Consider the following 22,524-nt stretch of genomic DNA (forward strand, 5'->3'; position numbering starts at 1 on the left):
GAAATGTTTTAATTTTTAAGATAACTGAATTTTGTCAGATATTTTTCATGTTGTCAATGACTTTTTGAAAAAATTCAAATTATCAATTCGATTAATGGCTTCTCGTAATCGTTCTTCTGTATGCAAGAGACCAACGCGGACATACCCTTCGCCGTGCTCACCAAATCCAATACCAGGAGCAACTGCAACGTGTGCTTTTTCTAGTAAAATATTAGAAAACTGCTCAGATGTATATCCTTCTGGTACAGGAAGCCATGCAAAGAATGATCCTGTTGGAATATCTACATTCCAACCAATTGAATGACAAGCTGAAATAAGAGCGTTTCTGCGAGATTCGTAACTATTTACAAGGTCTACGACGCAAGATTGTGAACTTAATAGTGCTTCACGGGCAGCATCTTGAACTGCACCAAATATACTAACATACATATGATCTTGTAATAAGTTAATTGTTTCAATGACACTTTCATTCCCCACTGCAAAAGCAATACGCCATCCGGCCATATTAAAAGTTTTTGATAATGTGTAAATTTCAATTCCTGTATCTTTGGCGCCGTCTGCTTGCAAGAAACTAACTGGTTTTTGACCATCAAATCCAATAGCACCGTAAGCAAAATCGTGAACAACTAATATATTATGTTTATTAGCAAAATGAATGGTTTCATCAAAGAAATCTTTTGATGCAGTAGCACCAGTAGGATTGTTTGGATAGTTTAAAAACATTAACTTTGCTTGTTTCGCAATAGAGTCATCAATTTTTGTATAATCCGGTAAAAAGTTATTTTCTGCAATAAGCGGTATTGTTTCAAATTGTGCTTTTGCTAAAGCAACTCCGGATAAATAATCTGGATAGCCTGGATCTGGAACGAGAATAGTATCACCAGGGTTTGTAAAACAAATTGGTAATTCTACTAATCCAGCTTTTCCACCAAACAAAATAGCAACTTCCGTTTTTGGATTTACTACTACACCATATTCACGTTGATAGAATGTTGCCACGGCTTCTTTTAAACTTTCATGTCCGCGAAATGGCGGATATTTATGATGAATAGTCTTTTCTGCAGCATCTTGTAAAGCTTTTACGATATGCTGCGGTGTTGGTTGATCTGGATTACCTTGACCTAGATTAATAACATCGTGACCAGCTGCAACGACTTTGTTAACTTTTGCAACAAGTGAAGCGAAAAATTGTGTTGGCAATGATGTTACTATCTCAGAAGGTTGAAATAATTTCATACTTTCCACCTCTTTTGAAAGTTGTTACAATTCTAGTGACAAATGATATAATCTTTCCAGTATTTTGTAAAGAAAAAAATTAAGAATGGGGCTGACAAAATGAAAGTCGCATGTATTCAAATGGATATTGTCTTTGGAGATGTAGAAAAAAATATTGAGAATGCTAAAAATAAAATAAGTGAAGCGATGAAGGAAAGGCCAGATGTTATCGTCTTACCAGAACTATGGACAACAGGATATGATCTAACGAGACTTTCTGAAATTGCAGATAGGGATGGAGTAGAAACGAAAGAAAAGTTGAAAGAATGGTCGAAACAATATGGTGTACATATTGTTGGTGGTTCCATAGCGAAGCAAACAGAGCAAGGTGTTACAAATACAATGTATGTTGTAACTAATAAAGGTCAGCTAGTCAATGAATATAGTAAAGTGCATTTATTTCAGCTTATGGATGAACATAAATATTTAATCGCTGGAAATAGTACAGGCGAATTTAAGTTAGATGATGTCGACTGCGCTGGCACCATTTGTTATGATATTCGTTTTCCAGAGTGGATGCGCGTTCATACTGCTAAAGGTGCAAAAGTTTTATTTGTTGTAGCAGAATGGCCATTAGTTCGTTTAGCGCATTGGCGCTTGCTATTGCAAGCAAGAGCAGTTGAAAATCAGTGTTATGTTGTTGCATGTAATAGGGCAGGAAAGGATCCGAATAATGAGTTTGCAGGTCATTCTCTAATTGTAGATCCTTGGGGTGAAGTTGTAGTAGAGGCAAATGAAGAGGAATCCATTTTATTTGGAGAAATTACATTCGAGAAGATTAAAGAGGTACGTAAAGGAATTCCAGTTTTTGCAGATCGACGTCCAGAATTATACAAATAAAATGTTGACAAGTGATTTTTATTCTTGGTATAGTCTTCAACATAAAGTTAAAAATTCTAAAAAATTATACAACTCTTATCAAGAGCAGGTGGAGGGATTTGGCCCGATGAAGCCCAGCAACCGACCGTAATACCATTGTGAAATGGGGCGTTTATGACGCCAAAAGGCACGGTGCTAATTCCAACAGAAGGTTTACTTTCTGGCAGATAAGAGGGGAGAAGATAAACTTCAAACCTCTTTCTTTGTGGAAAGGGGTTTTTCTATTTTAGAAAAACCTCTGAATGAAAAGGAGGAGAAGACGATGGGATATTATTCATTAACTGAAACAACAGCTATACAATATGCGAAGGAACACGGTTATTTTGAAAAGAAAGCAAATGTAGTTTGTCATGAAATTGGAGATGGAAATTTAAATTACGTGTTCAAATTAGATGATGGAGAGAAGTCTATTATAATAAAACAAGCACTGCCATATGCGAAAGTCGTTGGTGAGAGCTGGCCACTGTCTATAAAAAGAGCGACGATTGAAAGTAAAGCATTACAAATTTTCGCGAAGTATGTGCCGGAATATGTGCCGGTAGTGTACAGTCATGATGAAGAGTTAGCAATAACAGTCATAGAAGACTTATCAAGGCTAACAATTACAAGAAAAGGATTAATAGATGGAGAAGGATATCCACTTTTATCCCAACATATTGGTCGTTTTCTAGCACATGTGTTGTTTTATACTTCAGATTTCGGTTTACAGTCAGAAGAGAAAAGGGTACTAGAAGGTACATTTGTAAACCCAGACCTTAGCAAAATTACAGAAGATTTAGTGTTTACAGATCCGTTTAGTCATTATGATACAAATGATTATGAACCAGAGTTACAACTAGTGGTTGATGAACTATGGAGTGATAAAACTTTAAAATTAAAAGTAGCACAGTATAAGTATAAGTTTTTGACGAGAAAAGAGGCTCTCATACACGGAGATTTACATACTGGTAGTATATTTTCATCACCTTCTGAAACGAAAGTAATTGATCCAGAGTTTGCAACGTACGGTCCATTTGGATTTGATATCGGTCAATTTGTTGCAAATTTATTATTAAATGCTTTATCAAGAGAAGAAGAGCAGAGAAATATACTATTTTTCCATATAGAGAAGACATGGAGTTATTTTGTAGAAGCTTTTACGAGGTTATGGATTGGAGAAGGGGTAGAAGCATATACGAAAGAAAAACAATGGTTACCAATTATTTTGCAAAATATCTTTACTGATGCCGTCGGGTTTGCCGGATGTGAACTGATTCGTAGAACAATTGGCTTAGCTCATGTAGCTGATTTAGATGAAATAGCAAATAAAGAAAAAAGAATTCAAGCTAAGAAGCAAGCTCTATACTTAGGAAAAGAACTAATAAAATATGAATCTAAGAGTGCTGATATTCAACTCTTCCGAACACTATTTCAACAGACAGTTTCTGGAGGGGTAAAAGCATGAGTACAATTGTTACTGTTCCGAGATCTGTAAGTTGGAAAGGCGATGCCATTGCGGTATTAAACCAAACAAAACTACCGCATATTACTGAGTTTAAAACATTAACGACTATTGAAGAGGTATGGAAAAGCATTGTTATGTTAGAAGTACGCGGGGCACCTGCAATTGGAATTGTAGCTGCGTTTGGTTTGGCGCTTGCGGCAAAGAAATACGATGCTATAAATATCGATGAGTTTCAAAAGAAGTTTAATAGAGATTGTAACTATTTAGGAACATCACGCCCGACAGCAGTCAATTTATTTTGGGCAATCGATCGTATGAGAGAATCTATTCGAGAGATTACTACAATAAAAGAAGCTCAAAAAATATTAGAAGAAGAAGCGCTTCGCATTCAGCAAGAGGATGAAATAGTGTGCCGAAATATTGGAGAACATGGTTTAACGTGTTTTAAAGACGGTGATAAAATTTTAACAATTTGTAATGCAGGGAGTATCGCGACTGCTAGATATGGTACTGCATTAGCACCGTTTTATATTGGGAAAGAGAAAGGTGTACATTTACATGCGTATGCATGTGAAACAAGACCAGTTTTACAGGGGGGACGTTTAACGACTTGGGAGTTGAAACAAGCGGAAATTGATGTAACGCTTATTACAGATAATACGGCAGCTCATGCAATTCGTACGAAAGAAATTGATGCGATTATCGTAGGAGCAGATCGAATCGTTGAAAATGGTGATACTGCGAATAAAATAGGAACATTGAATTTAGCTATATTAGCAAAGTATTTCGGTATCCCATTTTACGTTGCAGCGCCGTTATCTACATTTGATATTACGAAACAAACAGGCGCTGAAATTGTTATTGAAGAAAGAGATGAAACAGAAGTTACGAAAATTTTTGGGAAACAAGTAGCACCACTTGGAACGCCTGTATTTAACCCTGCATTTGACGTAACACCGCATGAATTAATTACAGGGATTATTACTGAGAAAGGTATTTTACATGGAGATTATAAGCGAGAAATTGCATCATTGTTTGAAAAAACAAGCTAATCACAAATAGCTTGTTTTTTTATGCCTAAGAATCTTTTGTTCTCTTATTTATGTAATGAAGGGAGGAGAGAAAGATGGAAGAGTGGATTAGGATGATAGGTAATGTGGGGTTTCCAATTGTTGTAACGCTATATTTACTACATCGCATTGAAAGTAAATTAGACGGAGTGATTGTTGCAATTGAGAAACTCCCTAAACAATTACTAAAGTAGAAAGATCCTCGCGATAGAAAGTAAAATAAAGTTTGCTCGCGAAGAGCAAACTTTATTTTTTATCCCGCTATTTGTGGGCAGTAAGACCCCACTGATTAAAGTTTCACTTTATTGAGCAGTATATCCACCATCGATAACAACAGCTTGACCAGTTATGCCTTTTGCTTTTTCGCTTGATAAAAACATAGCGTAATCCGCAATTTCTTGTACTTGCAACAAGCGCTTTTGCGGTACGAGAGGATAAATAACATCTTCTAAAACATTTTCAAGTGGTACATTTCGCGTAGTTGCTAAGTCTTGTAGTTGATTTCGTACAAGAGGGGTATCAACATATCCAGGACAAAGAGCATTTACAGTAATTCCATGAGTTGCTCCCTCTAAAGCAGCCACTTTTGTTAATCCGATTACACCATGTTTCGCACTATTATAAGCAGCTTTTCCAGCAAATCCGACAAGGCCGTTAATAGAAGCGACATTAATAATCCGACCATATTTTTGTTTTTTCATAATCGGAAAGGCATGCTTAATTGCGATGAAAGGAGCGATTTGCATAATTTTGATTAACAGCTCGAACTTTTCAGTTGGAAAATCTTCAATCGGTGAAACATGTTGCATTCCTGCGTTGTTAATTAATATGTCTAATGAGCCGGAGTGAGTAACTGTTTGAGAAATTGCTGCTACAATTTCTTCTTCAACTGTAACGTCACATTTTAAACCGATAGCTTGATAGCCTTCTTTTTGCAATTGTTCAGCAGCTTTTTTTGCACGATCTTCAAGGCGATCACTAATGACAACTTTAGCACCCTCTTTGGCGAAAGCACTTCCCATTTCATAACCAATACCGCTCGCAGCACCTGTTAAAAAGACAACTCGATTTGTAACCATGATGAAAAACACTCCTTTATAATAAAAGTTCTCTTATTGCTCTATTTAGAGAGTGGATAATAAAAATCCTGCAAAAATTTGGAAAAATATTGCCAGCTATCTTGTTTTGCAAAATAGTCTTTGCTATACTATTTTGTAAAGCAAGATACTTACGCTTATCTATCTTGTAAAACAAGATAGCGAGAGGATTTGAATTATGTCGACAAGTCAAATGCTGAAAGGGATTTTAGAAGGATGCTTACTTGCTATTATTTCTGAAGGTGAAATATACGGTTATGAAATGAGTGAAAAGCTAGCGAAGTATGGTTTTACAATGGCGAGTGAGGGGAGTATTTATCCTTTATTAATACGAATGCAAAAAGAAGGGTTAATAACAAGCGTAATGAAGGAGTCACCATCTGGTCCAAAGAGAAAATATTATACATTAACAGAAAAAGGCGAGGAAGCACTGGATGAATTTATGGGTCGCTGGGAAGCGATGCAAAGTAGCGTAGAACGTTTGCTTGAAGGGAAGGGGAGAAAAAAATAATGCTATCAAGTGAAGCACGAAATTTTTTGTTAGATATGAGATTGTTTTTGACTGCAAAGAGTGTGAAAGAAAGTGATATTGAAAGCTTTTTAGAAGATGCAGAGTTGCATTTAATAGAAGGTGAGAGTGATGGGAAAAGTGTAGAAGAAATTTTCGGAAGCTCACCGAAAGAATACGCCAATGAACTTGTAAAAGTGATGGAAAGAGATAGGCAGGAAACGTGGAAGCAAATTGGTTTTACAGTAATGAATATCGTAGCATTTTGGATTATTGCTTCTATTGTAATAGTGAATAATGGAGTTTTACAGATTTCACTTATTCAGTGCATTGGGTATAGTTTTTCATTGATTTTAGTTGTTATGGGTCCTAATTTTTTACTTCGTAAAATGACCTTCGTAACAAGTTTTACAAAAACATGGTTTGCTATGTGGTCTTTAGTCATGATTGTACCAATGTTTCTAATAGGGGCTGTAACGATATTAGATGTGATATATCCTACAAAAATGTTTATATTCACTCAAACGCAAAGCTATATATTAGCTGGAGGTATATTTATCATCACAGTAGCGATAAATATATATTTTGAAGGATGGTTTAAAAACTTATATTTAATCATTCCGCTTTCTATTATGTTAGTGTTTCAAATATTTACATCGGAAGATCTCGTGCCAATGTTATTTCAAATTATATGTTTATACGGAAGTTTGTTTATTTTAATTTTCCTTGAAATTATGATGAAGACGAATAGAAGAGAGACGGTTAAATAAGGGAGAGGTTATCATGCGGATTTCTAAAGAAGGAGAAAAGTTTTTAATCGATACGAAAGTGTATTTAATAACAAAAGGAATTAAAGAAGAAGATGTGGATGCTTTTCTAGAAGATGCAGAACTTCATTTAATAGAAGGCGAGAAAGAGGGAAAGACGGTAAGGGATATATTCGGTGATTCACCAAAAGAATATGCGGAAGAATTGGCGAAAGAGATGGAGAAAGATAAGGGCGGGAGTATAAAAAGTATTCTTGCAATGGTAATTGGTATTGGTGGATATTGGTTACTTACAAATGTTTTATTTGGAAGTCCGAATCATGAATTTACATTAACGAATGTACAATTGATTGGATACCCAATTGTTTTAATGATTACTATTGTGGGTATTATTGTTGCTTTTAAGATGTCATCATTTAAAAGCAAAATAAAAGAATTTAGCATTATTTATGTAGCAGCTTTGCTACCGATTTTATTACTAGTATTATTAATGTTTATGAATAAATGGTACGGGACACCTGTATTGCAATTAACTACTATGCAAAGTTATATACTAGCTGGAATTGTCTTATTAGTGTTGTTAATTGGTGAAGCGTACATACTTGGATGGATTGGAATATTAGCTGTTATCGTACCGTTATTCATTATGTTTGTATTTAAAGGATTAGGAGAGAAAAATCCATACTGGGGAATGTTAGAATCTTTACTTCTGTACGGAAGTTTATATGTATTAATGCGATGGTCTTTGAAAAATGAGGAGAAAAAAACTGTTAGCTAGTTTTATATTAATAGTGAACGAACTGAATTTTTTATTAAGAGGGAACAAATATGCAAAGTACATTTCTAGGTATATTGTCTATTATATTTTTAGGTTTAACGATTTTTGGGCTATATACTACCTTTTCGAAAAAGGTACATGATAACTATTTCGATACTTAATTAGATGACACATCGGGTTATGTTTTGTTCTTCGGTTTAATAGGAAAATGGCTGCTTTGGATATGCAAAAAATTATTTCCAAAGAAATATTATATAGGGATTTTTAGAGGTATTACGTTTATGTTTAGTTGCCTATTTTTATTTCTAGCAGCCGGGTTTTGGTTTGTGGATTGGAATACATTGTTTTAAAACAGTAACAAAATCGTTACTGTTTTTTTCTTTGCAATAAAGAGCTTTGTAAAGAGAGTGCTTTTTGTTCGTTCGTTAATAGAGACTGAATATGAACATTTTCAGGGCGCGGGACTATCGGATACATAAGATTTGATGGAGAAGGATGGTGCTCCGAGCCAGTTGGGGAATGAGGATCTGCGTGAGTAAGTTTTCCATGAATACGTCTTGTAAATAAAATATGACCGACTTCGTGAGCAAGCGTATATATATTTTTCATGAGAGCAGCCGAATTTGTTAAAACGATGTAACCAGTAATTTGTTGTTGTTTTGCTAAAGAATAAGCGCAGGCAATTACGGCTGTTTCTTTGAAATAATCACTGCCAATATAACAAATATAAAGATCACATTCTGGAGCTTCATTTACACACGTTTGGAAAAAGGATGCTAATTTTTCCTGACTTTGAATGGAACTTTTATAACTAATCTCACGGTCAGAAAAACGGAAAAGCTCATTTAACACAATTACTTCTTGAATTTGAAATGTAATGGGATGCCAAATTGATTCTGCAACTGCTAAATCTTTTGCGATGCGGTCGTCAGAAACATTAGCGCCTGGAGTAATGCAAATACATATATTGACGTATGGATCCATAAGGAACACCTCAAATGAAAAAATTCTTCCTATAATATATGTGGGGAAAAGATGCTATGTATGGATAAACGCCTTGTTTATTACATGAAAATATAGACTACAAGTCGAAAAAATTTCATAGTTCTATAACGTAGTGTGGTCATCTTTTTGATATAGTAAAGGAAAGGGGGAGAATATATGTATACATTAAAAATCGTTTCAGACAGAGAAGCACTTTATCAATTTGCGAGTTACGTAAGAGTTGTGCAAGGGGTTGAAGATGTATATGTAGAGGTGGGAGAACCTTTATATGAACATCCATTAATGAAATTTTATGTACATATTACAATTGAAGAAATATATGATCAGCATAAAGCGTTACAGGAAATAGCTAGATTAGTAGAATTAGGGCGTTTTACATATGTCCATTATAGCAATGAGGAAATTGAAGAAGCTTTTGAAGCTGTAAAGTACGAAAGCTTTAAGAAATAAAGTGAAACTTTTAATCAGTGGGGTGGTTCTTCATCCCTCACTGATTATCAGCCCTCACCAATCGGGCTTTTACGGGCAGTTCATTCCCCACCTAACTTCTTTATTTTCGCTGAATTTTGAGGTAGGGGTCTTACCGCCCGCAAATAGCAAGGTAACGGTAAAAAAAGGAAGCGAAAGCTTCCTTTTTTGTTGAAAATTACATCAACAAAAGGAAGAGAATTTTGTTATGATAAGGAAGGATGAGGAAAGGAGAGTTTACATATTGGGGTATATTGAAGAGTTACGCAAAGTAGTTGGTACGAGACCACTTATTTTAGTAGGGTCAGCAATTATTATATTAAATGATAATCAAGAAGTATTGCTTCAATATCGTTCAGATACATATGATTGGGGTGTGCCTGGCGGGGCAATGGAATTAGGAGAAACGACGGAAGAAACTGCTCGTAGAGAATTATTCGAGGAGACGGGGCTAAGTGCAAAAATAATGCAATTTCTTGGTGTTCTTTCGGGAAAAGAAGTTTATTTCCGTTATCCAAATGGAGATGAAGTTTTTAATGTAATTCATCTGTATCAGGCACATTATGTGAGTGGAGACATGAGGTTGGATCATGAAGGGTTACAACTTCAATATTTTCCGGTAGATAAGTTACCGAAATTGAATGAAACGACAGAGAAGATATTGCAAAAATTCTTATATGCATTAACAGAATAGAAGGTTAATTCCTTCTATTTTTATTATATTAAATATTTTGATTTTTTAGTATGTTTATAGTATGATAATTGTAGACATACATCTTATGGAATTCCATCTAAAAACTTACTAGGGTACATAAGAGAGGGGCAAGTACAAAATGCATAATGTTGTCATTACAGCTGCAGTTCGTTCACCAATTGGAACTTTCGGAGGAGCACTAAAAAATATCACACCAGTAGAATTAGCTGTTCCTGTACTTCAGGAAGCTGTAAAAAGAGGCGGAGTAGAGCCACATGAAGTTGATGAAGTGATTTTAGGTCATTGTATTCAAAGAACTGATGAAGCAAATACGGCAAGAACAGCTGCATTAGCGGCAGGGTTTCCTGACACAGTTACTGGTTATACAATTCAACGTCAATGTTCTTCAGGTATGCAAGCAATTATGTCTGCTGCAATGCAAATTCAATTAGGTGTAAGTGATATTGTTGTTGCAGGTGGAGTAGAAGCAATGAGTTCAAGCCCTTATGCATTAAAACAACACCGCTGGGGACAACGTCTACAACATGGAGAAATCCGTGATACAGTGTGGGAAATATTAGAAGATCCATTGCATCATATTATGATGGGTGAAACAGCGGAAAATTTAGTTGACCAATATGAAATTACGAGAGAGGAACAAGATGAAGTTGCACTTCGCAGTCACACATTGGCACTGCAAGCAATCGAGTCTGGATACTTTGACGATCAAATTGTTCCTATTACGATAAAAGAACGTAGAAAAGAAGTTGTATTTTCGAAGGATGAACATCCACGTGCAGATATTACAGCGGAAAAATTAGCAGGATTAAAACCAGCTTTCCGTAAAGATGGATCGGTAACGGCAGGAAATGCGTCTGGTCTTAATGACGGAAGTGCGGTTTTAGTATTAATGAGTGAGGAAAAAGCGAAAGAAAAAGGGTTACAACCGTTAGCTCGCATTGTTGGATATTCAGTAGCGGGTGTAGATCCGAAAATTATGGGTATTGGACCAGCACCAGCAATTCGCAAAGGGTTAGAAAAAGTAGATTGGTCATTAGAAGATGCAGATTTACTTGAAATTAATGAAGCTTTCGCTGCACAATACTTAGCTGTAGAGAAAGAGTTAGGATTAGATCGTGAGAAAGTGAATGTAAACGGTAGTGGCGTAGGACTTGGACATCCAATTGGTTGTACAGGAGCTCGTATTACCGTAAGTTTAATTCACGAATTAAAAAGACGTGGATTAGAGAAAGGTATTGCCTCTCTATGCGTTGGAGGCGGTATTGGAGTAGCTTTATTTATAGAAGCATTATAAAAAAGAGGCAGCGATTGCTGCCTTTTTTTTATGACTCAAATAAGTGGTGAAATAATCGATCGCGATTTTCAAAGAAAAGTTTCGTCGTTTGGTAATGCTCTGTTTCTTCTAATGTCGATTCGTGAACCCCTTCTTGAGTTAAAGAGTATATAGTAGATTCAGGATAAGCCATTAAAATGGGAGAATGCGTTGCGATAACAAATTGTGAACCTTGTTCAGCTAGCTCGTGCATGCGAATGAGCATTGAAAGTTGCCTCATCGGTGATAAAGCTGCCTCAGGCTCATCTAAAATGTATAAACCTTGTCCTGAAAAACGATTCATAAATAATGAGAAGAATGATTCGCCGTGTGATTGTTCGTGAAGTGAAACGCCGCCGTAAGATTTTATAGCATCTATTTCATCGATATAAGAAGCAACGTTATAAAATGATTCAGCACGTAGAAAAAAGCCGTCTTTTGGGGTATTAAAACTTTTTGAAATTCGAATGTATTCATGTAAAGATGAATGTGAATCGTACGTGTTAAAACGGAAGTTCTTCGTTCCACCTTCTGCATTAAAACCTAAAGCAACTGCAATAGCTTCGAGTAATGTTGATTTACCTGTTCCGTTTTCTCCAATAATGAATGTTACATTCGGGTGGAAAATGAGTGATTGTAATGTTCGAATTGCGGGTAAACAGTATGGATATGCGGAAAAGCTAGGGATATTTTCTTTTTGTAATGAGACGCTTTTTAAAAAGGGTGTTTTAATCAATATATAAACCTCAATTCATAAGGGATTTTGTTTCTAAAAAAGCAGCGAATACAAGTGTAAGACAGCTTGCTATTAATATCGTATATTGAAGTGCGCCAAAACCGAGACCTTCTCATCTGAAAGTCATTCTCTTTAATATAAAAATGAAAAGAACGTTCATAAAGCCAACTAGAGTAGGCGTATATTTTATAATTTTTAAGTTCTTCCATTGAAAAAATCCTATGTACGTACTTATTAAAAAATAGAAAGAATAAGAAAAAAGAAAAGTGTTAACGACACACGAACTCCTCCTTATTTTCTGAATATTGCATGTGGATTATATCATTTAAACTATCATATTCCAATGTGAAAATAAATATTGCATGGAGATTATTCATGTCGTTATGATAGTATGTATTCTATTAAAATTATGAAAAGGAGTTAAACATGCCGTTTACATTTGCACATCCAGCAGCTGTTCTCCCTTTTGTTAAGAAAAAAAGTTACATTTCAGTAACGGCTCTTATATTAGGTAGTATGGCACCTGATTTTGAATATTTTTTACATTTTAGGCCATACGGTATTATTGGCCATACATGGGCTGGTTTCTTATATTTGAATTTGCCACTCGTTTTTTTATTAGCGTATGCATATCATTGTATTTTAAAAGGACCATTTATAACACATTTACCTAAGCCTTTTGCTAGTTACTATAAATATGTAGTAGATGAGAAGTGGGCGCTTTATAATTGGAAGGATTTTTTTGTATTTTGCTATTCTGCATTGTTTGGCATGCTGACGCATGTCTTTTGGGATGCGTTTACTCATAAGACCGGCTATTTTGTTATGAAAATGCCGCTGTTACAGCAAGAAGTATATAGTATTCCGATTTATAAGTTTTTACAGCATGGGAGTACATGTTTCGGTCTACTATTACTAATATATGTACTATGGAAATATAGAAGAATGGATAGAGATACTAGTTTAACTTCGGAAAAAAGGAAGTACTGGTCTTTATCTATTGGTTTGGCAGCCATTATATTTATCGTTCATGCGTTCATAGATCCCTATTTTCATATTTTCCAAATAGGGGGTATAATAGTATCTGGACTGACAAGTTCGTTTTGTGGACTTCTCATTGTTTCTATAGTTTACAAAGCAAGGGACTAATTTATATTAATGAATGATAGTGTTAGGAGAAATTAAATGATGAAAGCATGGAAAAATATTTTTGTTTTATGTAGTTTTCTTCTTATGTTAAGTGGTTGCTTCCATCAAGAAGAAAAGAAGGCAGAACCTAAAAAGAAAGAATCTATTCCAGAAACAAAAGAGTATGGTGGGCGTGAGCTTAAAAAAGTAGGACAAAAAGTGAAAGAAAAAGGATGGGGGACATTTGAATTAGAACAGATTCATTCTGTGAATCAAACATTTGAAGTAGCCCCAATGAAAATTCATGTACAAGACGTTAAAGTTATCTCATTATCACAAATGAGCAAAGATGCAAAAAATACATTGAAAGTGTATACGGCATTAACTCCTGAAGAAGTAAAGCGTAGATTGGGAGATAAAGTGAGTCAAGAAGATGCTGAATTATATGCATCGTTAAGTGGAACAGAAATTAGCGACACGATTCGGTATGTTGAAATTACATATAAGGTAGAAAATAGTGGGAATAAGAACATGCAATTCTTCTCTATGAATGATGTTATTATTAATGATAAACAACATTTTAATGTAGCGACTCAAAACTTTTTATATGAAGAAGACACACTGGTGGGGACAAAGAGTGTATCAAGGGAAGATTATAAGCCTGGTGAGACACGAGCCGGAATTATCGGTTTAATACTTGATGATGGAAAAGAGAAGGTAAAGGATATTAAGTTTACAACAGATGATTTAGCGGCAGGAGATACTCATGAAACTGTTCAAGAGCCACAAACTTTCAATATCTCACTTTCCAAGTAAGGTGTGTATTTAAACGAAAACAGTCAGCATAAAAATTTATGCTGACTGTTTTTTTAGCTCTTTCACATATGAATCTACACTTTGAAAAGGTACTGTAATTTTAAATGCATCTTTTTGTTCGTTAAATTGTTTTTCATTATAAGGACCGAATCGTTTATTATGCTTTACATCGATAATCCAATAATGTTCACTTTTTTTATTTGTAATTGCTGCATCGGGATTATTTGGATCTGATTTTTCCTCAATTTGTTTTGCGATAATGTATTTATCATCCCAAGCAATTTCTGTGATTTTAGCAGGGATGTATTGTGTAGCATATACAGCATCTTGCGAGGGGAAAAGTTCAAATGCATCTCCAGAAGTATGTATGAGTTCATATTCGTCGTTAATTGTATAGGTTAAATGGTTTGTATTGCCTGTACAACCTGTTAATAAGAGTGCGGCAAATAGGATTATCCATCTTTTCAATATGGGAACCTCCTTTATAGTGCTGTTGTAACACATTGTACAAGAAAAGTAAGAGAAACGCTAGTTTACAATGTTTTTTAGAAGTGGTACGATGAAACGGGTAAAGAAGGATATGAAGGAGTCGACATAGAATGAAGTTAAAGATGCATCGTCCAGCGCTTGTAATGAATCGCATAGGTGCTTCCCTTATTGACATGTTTTTAATCTCGGTTATGTACGGTGCGATAGTAGCTGTTATCACCGGAAACTATAGTGCTATTTTCAATCGTTTTAATATAAGTTTTGGTGACTATAGATATGACCTTACGGTAGCTTTCATGCTAATGGCTATATATTTTATTTTGTTACCCTTTATTTGGAACGGTTCTACAGTAGGTAAAAAGGTAACAAGAACAAAAGTAATTTCATTAACAAGTGAAAAACTAACGTTACAAACATTAATAATACGATTTTTTGTATTGTTATTACCAAACATATTGTTACTTGGAATCCCATTAATATGTAACGTATATATGATGTTATTCCGCAAAGATAATTGTGGTTTCCATGATTTAATTGCAAAGACGAAAGTGATGAGTCTGGTATAAGGGATATTTAGATTATACGTTATAATAGTGAAATAAGACTTTTTATTGTTTGCATATAAAAAGTCTTATTTTTTTTTAGAAATTTGATAAATGTAATTGATATAATGGAATTTATATGGGCTGGATATCTACTATATAGTATTCTCCATCTTACTGAAGGATGTTTAAAGAAGCGGTGGCTAATTCAAACATCCTATTTTCTGTTTGAATAGATTGAAAATTAAGTTAATGTTATAATGAATATAAATAATATTGTTATATAACAAAGGGGGATTTGGAATGACCGGAGGTAGCTTAATATTTTGGGGGATTCTTATTTTTATCGGTTTAACCTTTGATCAATATAATAGTAAGAAAAAAGAAACAAAAAAGTAATCGCTTACAAGTTGTGAGGTTAACTTTTCCTGCTTGCGGACTAATCTAATAAAGGAGTATACTGAATGACGGTAAGACATATAGAAGGGGTAATGAAAATGAAGCTTGCAGGAAAGGTTGCCATTGTAACTGGTGGTGGCATCGGTATTGGACGTAGTACAGCTCTTTTGTTGGCTAAGCAAGGCGCAAAAGTAATTGTGACGGACATTGATCAAGAAAGTGGACAAGCAACAGTGGAAGAAATTACGAATCTAGGCGGAGAGGCACTTTTTGTATCCTATGATATGGGAAAACAAGGAGATTGGCAACGTGTTATCAGTTTTACTATGGAGGCATACAGTCGTGTTGATATGCTTTTTCAAAATGCTGGTCTATATAAAATAGATTCTATTTTTTCTCGCCAACAAGAGAACGATTCCAATGTACTTTGTATTAATGACGTTTGGATAGAGATAAAACAATTAACGTCATCTTTTATGAAACAGCAAGAAGAAGTGGTGCTTAGTGATTTACCTGTTTTTGGTATTATTAGCACGAGAGGACAATCATTTCATACAATAGAAGCCCTAGCATAATAATGGAAAACCGCCCTCAATATATGTGGACGGTTTTTTTGTATGTTATATAAAAGATAATTTTTTAGCGAATACGTTGTTCTGTTTGACTGTCAAAGAAATGCGCTTTATTTAAATCAAATGCAAGTTTAATTTGATCTCCAGGTGAAAAAGTATGTCTTGCATCAACACGTGCTGCAAAATCTTGATTTCCAAGTTTCATATATATAATAGATTCAGCCCCTAACAACTCTGCAACTTCAATTTTTGTTGTGAAAGTAGTAGATTGTGAAGCTTCTAAAAATAATAGTTCATCATGAATATCTTCTGGACGAATACCTAAAACAATTTCTTTATTTACATAGCCTTGTTCACGTAATAACTTCATTTTTCCTTCAGATACTTTAATCTTTAGTGAACTGTCTATAACGAAATTGGTTTCAGTTAATTTTCCGCGGAAGAAATTCATTGCGGGTGAACCGATAAAACCACCAACGAAAATATTTTCAGGTGTTTCATATACTTCTTTTGGAGTTCCGATTTGTTGGATCTTTCCATCTTTCATAACAACAAGACGTGAAGCCATTGTCATTGCTTCAGTTTGATCATGTGTTACATAAATTGTCGTTGTGCCAAGGCGGTGATGTAATTTAGAAATTTCGGATCTCATTGCAACACGTAGTTTTGCATCTAAGTTTGACAATGGTTCATCCATTAAGAAAACTTTTGCGTCTCGAACAATTGCTCTGCCTAATGCAACACGTTGTCGTTGTCCACCTGATAACGCTTTTGGTTTTCTAGTTAAATATTGTTCAAGCCCTAAAATTTTTGCTGCGTCGTTCACGCGACGATCAATTTCATCTTTCGGTATTTTTCGAAGTTTTAATCCGAATGCCATATTATCATACACACTCATATGCGGATAAAGAGCATAGTTCTGGAAGACCATTGCGATATCTCGATCTTTTGGAGGAACATCGTTCATTAGCTTACCATCAATTGAAAATTCTCCCTTTGAAATATCTTCAAGGCCAGCTACCATTCGTAATGTGGTAGATTTTCCGCATCCAGAAGGACCGACGAATACGATAAATTCTTTATCTTGAATGTGTAAGTTAAAATCTGTTACGGCTGTTACGTTATTATCATATATTTTATAAATATTTTCTAATTTAAGCTCTGCCATGATATTTCCCCCTAGAAATTTATGCAAACGTTTTCTTTGAGTTCATTATAAACGAATAGATTCAAAAAAGAAATAAAAACACTAGAAAAAAATAAAACGTTTTCATTTCCGCAAGAAAATATAGTAAGTTTCGCTTGTTTTCTTAGAAAAAGAGGAATAAATATTGTAAGCGCTATTTTAAATTAAGATAGAATCTGTTATCATTCATTAATGAAAACGTTTGCGCCTTAAAAAGAAGAAAAAATTATAGTATAGATGAAATGGGGTAGCATAATGGAAAAGCAATGGTGGAAAGAAAGTGTAGTATATCAAATTTATCCTCGTAGTTTTATGGATAGTAATGGTGATGGCATAGGGGATCTTCGTGGCATTCTTTCAAAGCTAGATTACTTAAAAGAATTGGGTATTGATGTAATTTGGTTATCACCAGTCTATGAATCTCCAAATGATGATAACGGTTATGATATAAGTGATTATTGTAAAATTATGAACGAGTTCGGAACAATGGAAGACTGGGATGAACTATTACATGAAATGCATAAACGTAATATGAAACTTATGATGGACTTAGTTGTTAATCATACTTCAGATGAACATAATTGGTTTATTGAATCACGTAAATCCAAAGATAATAAATATAGAGACTATTATATATGGCGTCCTGGAAATGAAGGGAAAGAGCCGAATAACTGGGGAGCAGCGTTTAGTGGCTCTGCATGGCAATATGATGAAATGACCGACGAATATTATCTACATCTGTTTTCTAAAAAACAACCAGATTTAAACTGGGATAATGCAAAGGTAAGACAAGATGTTTATGGCATGATGAAGTTTTGGTTAGAAAAAGGAATTGATGGATTCCGTATGGATGTTATTAATTTTATTTCTAAAGAAGAAGGCTTACCAGCTGTTGAAACGGATGAAGAAGGATATGTTTCAGGGCATAAACATTTTATGAACGGTCCGAACATTCACAAATATTTGCATGAAATGAATGAAGAAGTATTGTCTCATTATGACATTATGACGGTTGGGGAAATGCCAGGTGTAACAACGGAAGAAGCCAAATTGTATACAGGGGAAGAGCGTAAAGAATTACAAATGGTATTCCAATTTGAACATATGGATTTAGATTCAGGAGAAGGCGGGAAATGGGATGTAAAACCATGTTCACTTCTTACTTTAAAAGAGAATTTAACAAAGTGGCAAAAAGCATTAGAGCATACAGGATGGAATAGCCTTTATTGGAATAACCATGATCAGCCTCGTGTTGTATCCCGTTTTGGTAATGATGGAATGTACCGCATTGAATCAGCAAAAATGTTAGCGACGGTGCTTCATATGATGAAGGGAACACCATATATTTATCAAGGAGAAGAAATCGGAATGACGAACGTTCGATTTGAATCAATTGATGAATATCGAGATATTGAAACGTTAAATATGTACAATGAAAAAGTGGTAGACCGTGGTGAAGATAAAGAAAAAGTAATGGAATCTATTTATATAAAAGGCCGAGATAACGCTAGAACTCCAATGCAGTGGGATGGTAAGAAACATGCTGGATTTACAACAGGTGAACCATGGCTTGCGGTAAACCCTAATTACAAAGAGATTAATGTAGAGCATGCAATCCAAGATGAAAACTCTATTTTTTACTACTATAAAAAATTAATTGAACTACGTAAAAATAATGAGATTATTGTGTATGGATCATATGATTTAATACTAGAAAACAATCCTTCTATTTTTGCTTATGTAAGAACTTATGGAGCCGAAAAAATTCTTGTTGTTGCAAACTTTACTGCGGACGAAAGTGTATTTGAATTGCCTGAGGATATTAGCTATAGTGAATCAGAGTTATTAATACACAATTACGACGTGGAAATCGGGTCGATAGATAATATTACATTACGCCCATATGAAGCGATGGTATTTAAATTAAAATAAGAAAAATCCTTATGCCACACCTTGGCATAAGGATTTTTTGTTACCACTTTAAGATTGAGAATCCATATGGTGGAAGTGTAACTTGTAATACACTTGCTTCCGCTGAAAATTCTTCGTTTGTATAAATATTAATGATTTTCTTTCCAGTAACATGGAGAGGGAGGGAAGCAGTAATTTCACTATTAGTCGGATTTAAAACGAAGAAGATAGTTTCATCCTCATATGTTTTCGTATAGGAAATATAATTATGTTCATCATTTGCTTCGATGAATTGGAAAGTACCATGTCCACCAAATGCTTTATATTGCTTTCGTAATGAAATTAATGTTTGTATATGTGTAAATAAAAGAGTGTCTTGTTCTTTTTCATCCCATATCATACATTTACGACAACCAGGATCCATACCACCATCCATACCGATTTCATCACCGTAATAAATACAAGGAGAACCGATGAAAGAAAGGTGAAATACATAGAGTAACTTTAACTTATTTGTATCCCCATTACATGTTGCTAAAATTCTAGGTGTGTCATGACTGTCTAATAAATGAAATGCCGCTTCATTTACATTCATAGAGTAGGAATGTAGAGAATCCGTAATTTGTTTCATGAATTCATTCGCATGAATGGACTCGTTAGCGAAGTAAGAAAGTAGGGCGTTTGTCACAGGATAGCTCATGACAGCATCAAATTGATCCCCTTGTAGCCATGGGAGTGCATCATGCCAGATTTCTCCTAAAATATATACTTCAGGATTTAATGCTTTTATTTCACTACGGAATTCTCTCCAAAAACTGTGATCGACTTCATTTGCGACATCAAGGCGCCAACCGTCTATATGGAACTCTCTTACCCAATAACGACCTACTTCAAGTAAATATTCTTTAACATCTGGATGAGCAGTATTTAATTTAGGCATGTATGGTGTAAATGCGAAAGTATCATAATTAGGAAGCGGCTCAGTTATAATTGGAAATTCATGAATATGGAACCAATCTTTATAGGTGGAATTCTCACCATGGTTCAGCACGTCTTGAAATTTATCGAAGAAGTATCCGCTGTGATTAAAAACAGCGTCGAGCATTACTTTTATACCACGTTTATGACATGCTTCAACGAGTTCTTTGAAAGTTTCTTTCGTCCCAAATTGTGGATCGATTTCCATGTAATCAATTGTGTCATATTTATGATTCGAATGGGCTTTAAAAATAGGAGTGAAATAAATTCCAGAGATTCCAAGCTTCACAAGGTAATCAAGATTTTGAAGAATGCCAGCGAAATCCCCCCCGAAAAAATTAGTTGGAGTTGGTTCGGTACTTCCCCAAGGAAGAGTGTTTATCGGATTTAATGAGCTGTCCCCGTTAGCGAATCGTTCCGGGAAGATTTGATACCATACTGTGTCTTTAATCCAAGATGGTGCCCTGAAAACATCTTTTGCATGAATGAATGGAAAGCAGAAAAAGTTACCGACATCGTCATTTGGAATGTTAGAAAAAAATCCTCTTTCTGTATAAATAAGAGTGTCTACGTCGTTTTTTAATTCGAATCCATATCGTAAGCGTTTAAATTTCGGTTCGATTGAAACCGACCAATAATCAAATAACTCAGTAGATCCGTTTTTTTTCATCGGTGTACTCGCTGTAATCCATTTTCCATCTTGCCATTCGTAGGGATCACCGTAGATGAGGGCGGCACTGTGAACATCATCTCTTTTTGTGTGTATTCGGATGTGAATTGTTTTTTCATTGTAAGCGTATGCATAATTATCTTTTGGCCTATGATAGATCGCTTCTTTAAGCATATAGAAAATCCCCCTTTAATATCTCTATACATATTGTTACCTAAAACGAAATAATAAAGATTATGTTGCAAACGATTTCCTTTCACATAACTTTAATATTGCTTATAAGAGTAGTATTCATTTTATGTAAAGTCAATGGATAAAGAGTATGAGGGGATTATTTTGAAAATTAATATTTGCAAAATGAATAAAAGAATGTATAATGATAGACAAATAGCGCAAACGTTTTCATAGATTAGGATATTGTTTGCGCTTCTATTAAACTATTTAATGCAAACGTTTTCAATTTCTAAGGTACATAGACAATTTAGGGAGGTTTTTTGGGATGAAGAAAGCATTATCACTATTAACAATTTCGGCATTGTCAATCGGTATGTTATCTGCATGTGGGCCGAAAGATTCAGGGAAAAAGGAAGCAAGTAAAGAGAAGAAAGATTATGATCTTCTCGTTTGGGAAGATGATAAAAAAGGTGTTGGTTTAGAACCAGCCGTGAAAAGCTTTGAGGAAAAATATAAAGTAAAAGTTAAAGTTGTTGAAATGCAAATGACAGATCAAGTGAAGAAGTTACGCCTTGATGGACCAGCGGGGACTGGACCAGATGTCGTAACATTGCCACATGATCAAATCGGAAACGCAGTAACAGAAGGTTTACTTTCTGAAGTGAAAGCTGATGATGCTGTAAAGAGTAAATTTACTGACTCATCAATAAAAGCACAGACATATAACGGAAAATTATATGGTTTACCAAAAGCAATTGAGACACCAATCTTTATTTACAATAAAAAATTAATGCCAAAAGCACCAGAAACGATGGACGAGCTGTTTAACTTCTCAAAAGAATTTACGAAGGATGGCAAGTACGGATTTTTAACATTAGGAGATAACTTCTACTTTGCTAATGCATTCATGGCAGGTATGGGTGGTTATGTGTTTGGTGAAAAAGATGGAAAGCCAAATGCAAGTGATGTTGGATTAAATAATAGCGGAGCAGTACAAGGTGCTGAATACCTTCAAAAATGGTACAAAGAAAAGTTATTCCCAAAAGGTATTATCGGTGAATCTGGTGGAGCTGCTGCTGATGGACTATTTAACGAAGGAAAAGCAGCATCTATCATGAACGGCCCATGGGCGTTCCAAGCAATGGAAAAGAACGGAATTGATTATGGTGTTGCTCCAATGCCGAAATTACCAAATGGTCAACCAATGAAAACATTTGTTGGGGTTAAAGGATGGCATGTAACAAGTTTCTCTAAGCAAAATGATTTAGCTACAAAGTTCACTGAATGGGTAACGAATGAAGAAAATGCAAAAATTCGATTTGAGAAAACAAAAGAAATTCCTCCAGTAAAATCAGTAATGGAAGATCCAATTATTAAAGATAATGAAGCTGCAAAAGCAGTTGCAACGCAATCTGAAAATGGAATTCCAATGCCAAACATTCCAGAAATGCAAGAAGTATGGAAACCAGCTGGCGATGCGCTTCAATTAGTTGTTACGGAGAAAGAGGCACCAAAAGCAGCACTTGATAATGCAGTGAAGCAAATTAAAGGTAATATTGAGGCAAATCATAGTAAGCAAAAATAAGGTGAAATTCGTGCCTCTAA

The 22,524-nt window shown here is 34.9% G+C and carries 24 protein-coding genes, 2 pseudogenes and 1 riboswitch; of the genes and pseudogenes, 18 read left to right on the forward strand and 8 right to left on the reverse strand.

All coding sequences use genetic code 11. The features are described 5' to 3' along the window. Positions 1–45: 45 nt before the first annotated feature. Complete coding sequence (locus JDS80_RS02450) at positions 46–1,236, reverse strand: pyridoxal phosphate-dependent aminotransferase (protein ID WP_199636991.1); 1,191 nt, start codon at positions 1,234–1,236, stop codon at positions 46–48. Positions 1,237–1,335: 99 nt separating this feature from the next. Between JDS80_RS02450 and JDS80_RS02455 the strand changes: the two genes are divergently transcribed. The 4 genes from JDS80_RS02455 to JDS80_RS02470 all read left to right on the forward strand — a co-directional run bounded on the left by JDS80_RS02455 (position 1,336) and on the right by JDS80_RS02470 (position 4,862). Then, positions 1,336–2,115 (forward strand): carbon-nitrogen family hydrolase, encoded by a 780-nt coding sequence (locus JDS80_RS02455; RefSeq protein ID WP_199636993.1) that lies wholly within the window; start codon positions 1,336–1,338, stop codon positions 2,113–2,115. 72 nt (positions 2,116–2,187) lie between these two features. Continuing rightward, positions 2,188–2,328, forward strand: a riboswitch (SAM riboswitch). An 88-nt stretch (positions 2,329–2,416) separates the two neighbouring features. Then, entirely contained in the window at positions 2,417–3,598 is a 1,182-nt protein-coding gene (mtnK, locus tag JDS80_RS02460; protein WP_071746927.1) for an S-methyl-5-thioribose kinase, read from the forward strand. After that, entirely contained in the window at positions 3,595–4,650 is a 1,056-nt protein-coding gene (gene mtnA, locus JDS80_RS02465; RefSeq protein WP_199636995.1) for an S-methyl-5-thioribose-1-phosphate isomerase, read from the forward strand. Before mtnK ends, mtnA begins: the two co-directional genes overlap by 4 nt. Positions 4,651–4,724: 74 nt before the next feature. Continuing rightward, a complete protein-coding gene (locus tag JDS80_RS02470; protein WP_000393342.1) occupies positions 4,725–4,862 on the forward strand; it encodes a YvrJ family protein in 138 nt (45 codons plus the stop codon). A gap of 108 nt (positions 4,863–4,970) precedes the next feature. Here the strand turns inward: JDS80_RS02470 and JDS80_RS02475 are convergent, their stop codons facing one another. After that, on the reverse strand, positions 4,971–5,747 hold the full coding sequence (locus tag JDS80_RS02475) for a 3-hydroxybutyrate dehydrogenase (protein ID WP_199636997.1): 777 nt from the start codon (positions 5,745–5,747) through the stop codon (positions 4,971–4,973). 196 nt (positions 5,748–5,943) lie between these two features. On the opposite strand from JDS80_RS02475, the gene JDS80_RS02480 reads away from it, so the two are divergent. The 4 genes and pseudogenes from JDS80_RS02480 (at position 5,944) to JDS80_RS02495 (ending at position 8,168) form a co-directional block, all read left to right on the forward strand. After that, a complete protein-coding gene (locus tag JDS80_RS02480) occupies positions 5,944–6,276 on the forward strand; it encodes a PadR family transcriptional regulator (RefSeq protein ID WP_071771557.1) in 333 nt (110 codons plus the stop codon). Continuing rightward, the gene (locus JDS80_RS02485; RefSeq protein WP_199636999.1) at positions 6,276–7,043 is read left to right on the forward strand and encodes a DUF1129 domain-containing protein; all 768 of its coding nucleotides are present in this window, start codon (positions 6,276–6,278) and stop codon (positions 7,041–7,043) included. Before JDS80_RS02480 ends, JDS80_RS02485 begins: the two co-directional genes overlap by 1 nt. Positions 7,044–7,056: 13 nt before the next feature. Then, positions 7,057–7,818: a DUF1129 domain-containing protein gene (locus JDS80_RS02490; protein ID WP_199637001.1), complete on the forward strand. Its 762-nt coding sequence runs from the start codon at positions 7,057–7,059 to the stop codon at positions 7,816–7,818. Between the two features lie 50 nt (positions 7,819–7,868). Next, positions 7,869–8,168 (forward strand): annotated as a pseudogene (locus JDS80_RS02495) (DNA-binding protein). 16 nt (positions 8,169–8,184) lie between these two features. Here JDS80_RS02495 and JDS80_RS02500 read toward each other — a convergent pair. Beyond that, positions 8,185–8,802 carry a DUF955 domain-containing protein gene (locus JDS80_RS02500; RefSeq protein ID WP_199637003.1) on the reverse strand — a complete coding sequence of 206 codons (618 nt, stop codon included), beginning with the start codon at positions 8,800–8,802 and terminating at the stop codon, positions 8,185–8,187. A 177-nt stretch (positions 8,803–8,979) separates the two neighbouring features. Here JDS80_RS02500 and JDS80_RS02505 point away from each other — a divergent pair, with 177 nt between their 5' ends. The 3 genes from JDS80_RS02505 to JDS80_RS02515 all read left to right on the forward strand — a co-directional run bounded on the left by JDS80_RS02505 (position 8,980) and on the right by JDS80_RS02515 (position 11,300). Next, positions 8,980–9,273 (forward strand): DUF3928 family protein, encoded by a 294-nt coding sequence (locus JDS80_RS02505; protein ID WP_071746919.1) that lies wholly within the window; start codon positions 8,980–8,982, stop codon positions 9,271–9,273. A 262-nt stretch (positions 9,274–9,535) separates the two neighbouring features. After that, positions 9,536–9,985, forward strand: a complete 450-nt coding sequence (locus tag JDS80_RS02510; protein ID WP_071746918.1) for an NUDIX hydrolase — start codon at positions 9,536–9,538, stop codon at positions 9,983–9,985. A 139-nt stretch (positions 9,986–10,124) separates the two neighbouring features. Further along, positions 10,125–11,300: an acetyl-CoA C-acetyltransferase gene (locus tag JDS80_RS02515; protein WP_071746917.1), complete on the forward strand. Its 1,176-nt coding sequence runs from the start codon at positions 10,125–10,127 to the stop codon at positions 11,298–11,300. Positions 11,301–11,328: 28 nt separating this feature from the next. Here the strand turns inward: JDS80_RS02515 and JDS80_RS02520 are convergent, their stop codons facing one another. Both JDS80_RS02520 and JDS80_RS32055 read right to left on the reverse strand, forming a co-directional pair. Then, positions 11,329–12,054, reverse strand: a complete 726-nt coding sequence (locus JDS80_RS02520; RefSeq protein WP_199637005.1) for an AAA family ATPase — start codon at positions 12,052–12,054, stop codon at positions 11,329–11,331. 10 nt (positions 12,055–12,064) lie between these two features. Further along, positions 12,065–12,333: pseudogene (locus tag JDS80_RS32055) on the reverse strand (hypothetical protein). 147 nt (positions 12,334–12,480) lie between these two features. Here JDS80_RS32055 and JDS80_RS02525 point away from each other — a divergent pair. Then, positions 12,481–13,203: a DUF4184 family protein gene (locus JDS80_RS02525; protein ID WP_199637007.1), complete on the forward strand. Its 723-nt coding sequence runs from the start codon at positions 12,481–12,483 to the stop codon at positions 13,201–13,203. Between the two features lie 36 nt (positions 13,204–13,239). Then, positions 13,240–13,998: a hypothetical protein gene (locus JDS80_RS02530; protein WP_071771550.1), complete on the forward strand. Its 759-nt coding sequence runs from the start codon at positions 13,240–13,242 to the stop codon at positions 13,996–13,998. A gap of 36 nt (positions 13,999–14,034) precedes the next feature. Here the strand turns inward: JDS80_RS02530 and JDS80_RS02535 are convergent, their stop codons facing one another. After that, on the reverse strand, positions 14,035–14,466 hold the full coding sequence (locus JDS80_RS02535) for a DUF3997 domain-containing protein (protein WP_071746913.1): 432 nt from the start codon (positions 14,464–14,466) through the stop codon (positions 14,035–14,037). 131 nt (positions 14,467–14,597) lie between these two features. Between JDS80_RS02535 and JDS80_RS02540 the strand changes: the two genes are divergently transcribed. The 3 genes from JDS80_RS02540 to JDS80_RS02550 all read left to right on the forward strand — a co-directional run bounded on the left by JDS80_RS02540 (position 14,598) and on the right by JDS80_RS02550 (position 16,003). Further along, positions 14,598–15,053, forward strand: a complete 456-nt coding sequence (locus JDS80_RS02540) for an RDD family protein (protein ID WP_000769075.1) — start codon at positions 14,598–14,600, stop codon at positions 15,051–15,053. A 279-nt stretch (positions 15,054–15,332) separates the two neighbouring features. Further along, positions 15,333–15,428, forward strand: a complete 96-nt coding sequence (locus JDS80_RS02545; RefSeq protein WP_000145641.1) for a hypothetical protein — start codon at positions 15,333–15,335, stop codon at positions 15,426–15,428. Between the two features lie 65 nt (positions 15,429–15,493). After that, the gene (locus tag JDS80_RS02550) at positions 15,494–16,003 is read left to right on the forward strand and encodes an SDR family NAD(P)-dependent oxidoreductase (RefSeq protein WP_071746911.1); all 510 of its coding nucleotides are present in this window, start codon (positions 15,494–15,496) and stop codon (positions 16,001–16,003) included. A gap of 64 nt (positions 16,004–16,067) precedes the next feature. Here the strand turns inward: JDS80_RS02550 and JDS80_RS02555 are convergent, their stop codons facing one another. Then, positions 16,068–17,168 (reverse strand): ABC transporter ATP-binding protein, encoded by a 1,101-nt coding sequence (locus tag JDS80_RS02555; RefSeq protein WP_199637009.1) that lies wholly within the window; start codon positions 17,166–17,168, stop codon positions 16,068–16,070. Between the two features lie 273 nt (positions 17,169–17,441). Here JDS80_RS02555 and malL point away from each other — a divergent pair, with 273 nt between their 5' ends. Next, on the forward strand, positions 17,442–19,118 hold the full coding sequence (gene malL / locus JDS80_RS02560; RefSeq protein ID WP_199637011.1) for an oligo-1,6-glucosidase: 1,677 nt from the start codon (positions 17,442–17,444) through the stop codon (positions 19,116–19,118). Positions 19,119–19,158: 40 nt separating this feature from the next. Here malL and JDS80_RS02565 read toward each other — a convergent pair whose 3' ends face one another. Continuing rightward, a complete protein-coding gene (locus tag JDS80_RS02565) occupies positions 19,159–20,919 on the reverse strand; it encodes an alpha-glycosidase (RefSeq protein WP_199637013.1) in 1,761 nt (586 codons plus the stop codon). Positions 20,920–21,244: 325 nt separating this feature from the next. Here JDS80_RS02565 and JDS80_RS02570 point away from each other — a divergent pair, with 325 nt between their 5' ends. Further along, positions 21,245–22,504 carry an extracellular solute-binding protein gene (locus tag JDS80_RS02570; RefSeq protein ID WP_199637015.1) on the forward strand — a complete coding sequence of 420 codons (1,260 nt, stop codon included), beginning with the start codon at positions 21,245–21,247 and terminating at the stop codon, positions 22,502–22,504. Positions 22,505–22,524 lie beyond the last annotated feature (20 nt).

This window comes from Bacillus cereus group sp. N8, from assembly GCF_016483685.1.
GTDB classification, from domain to species: Bacteria; Bacillota; Bacilli; order Bacillales; family Bacillaceae_G; genus Bacillus_A; species Bacillus_A proteolyticus.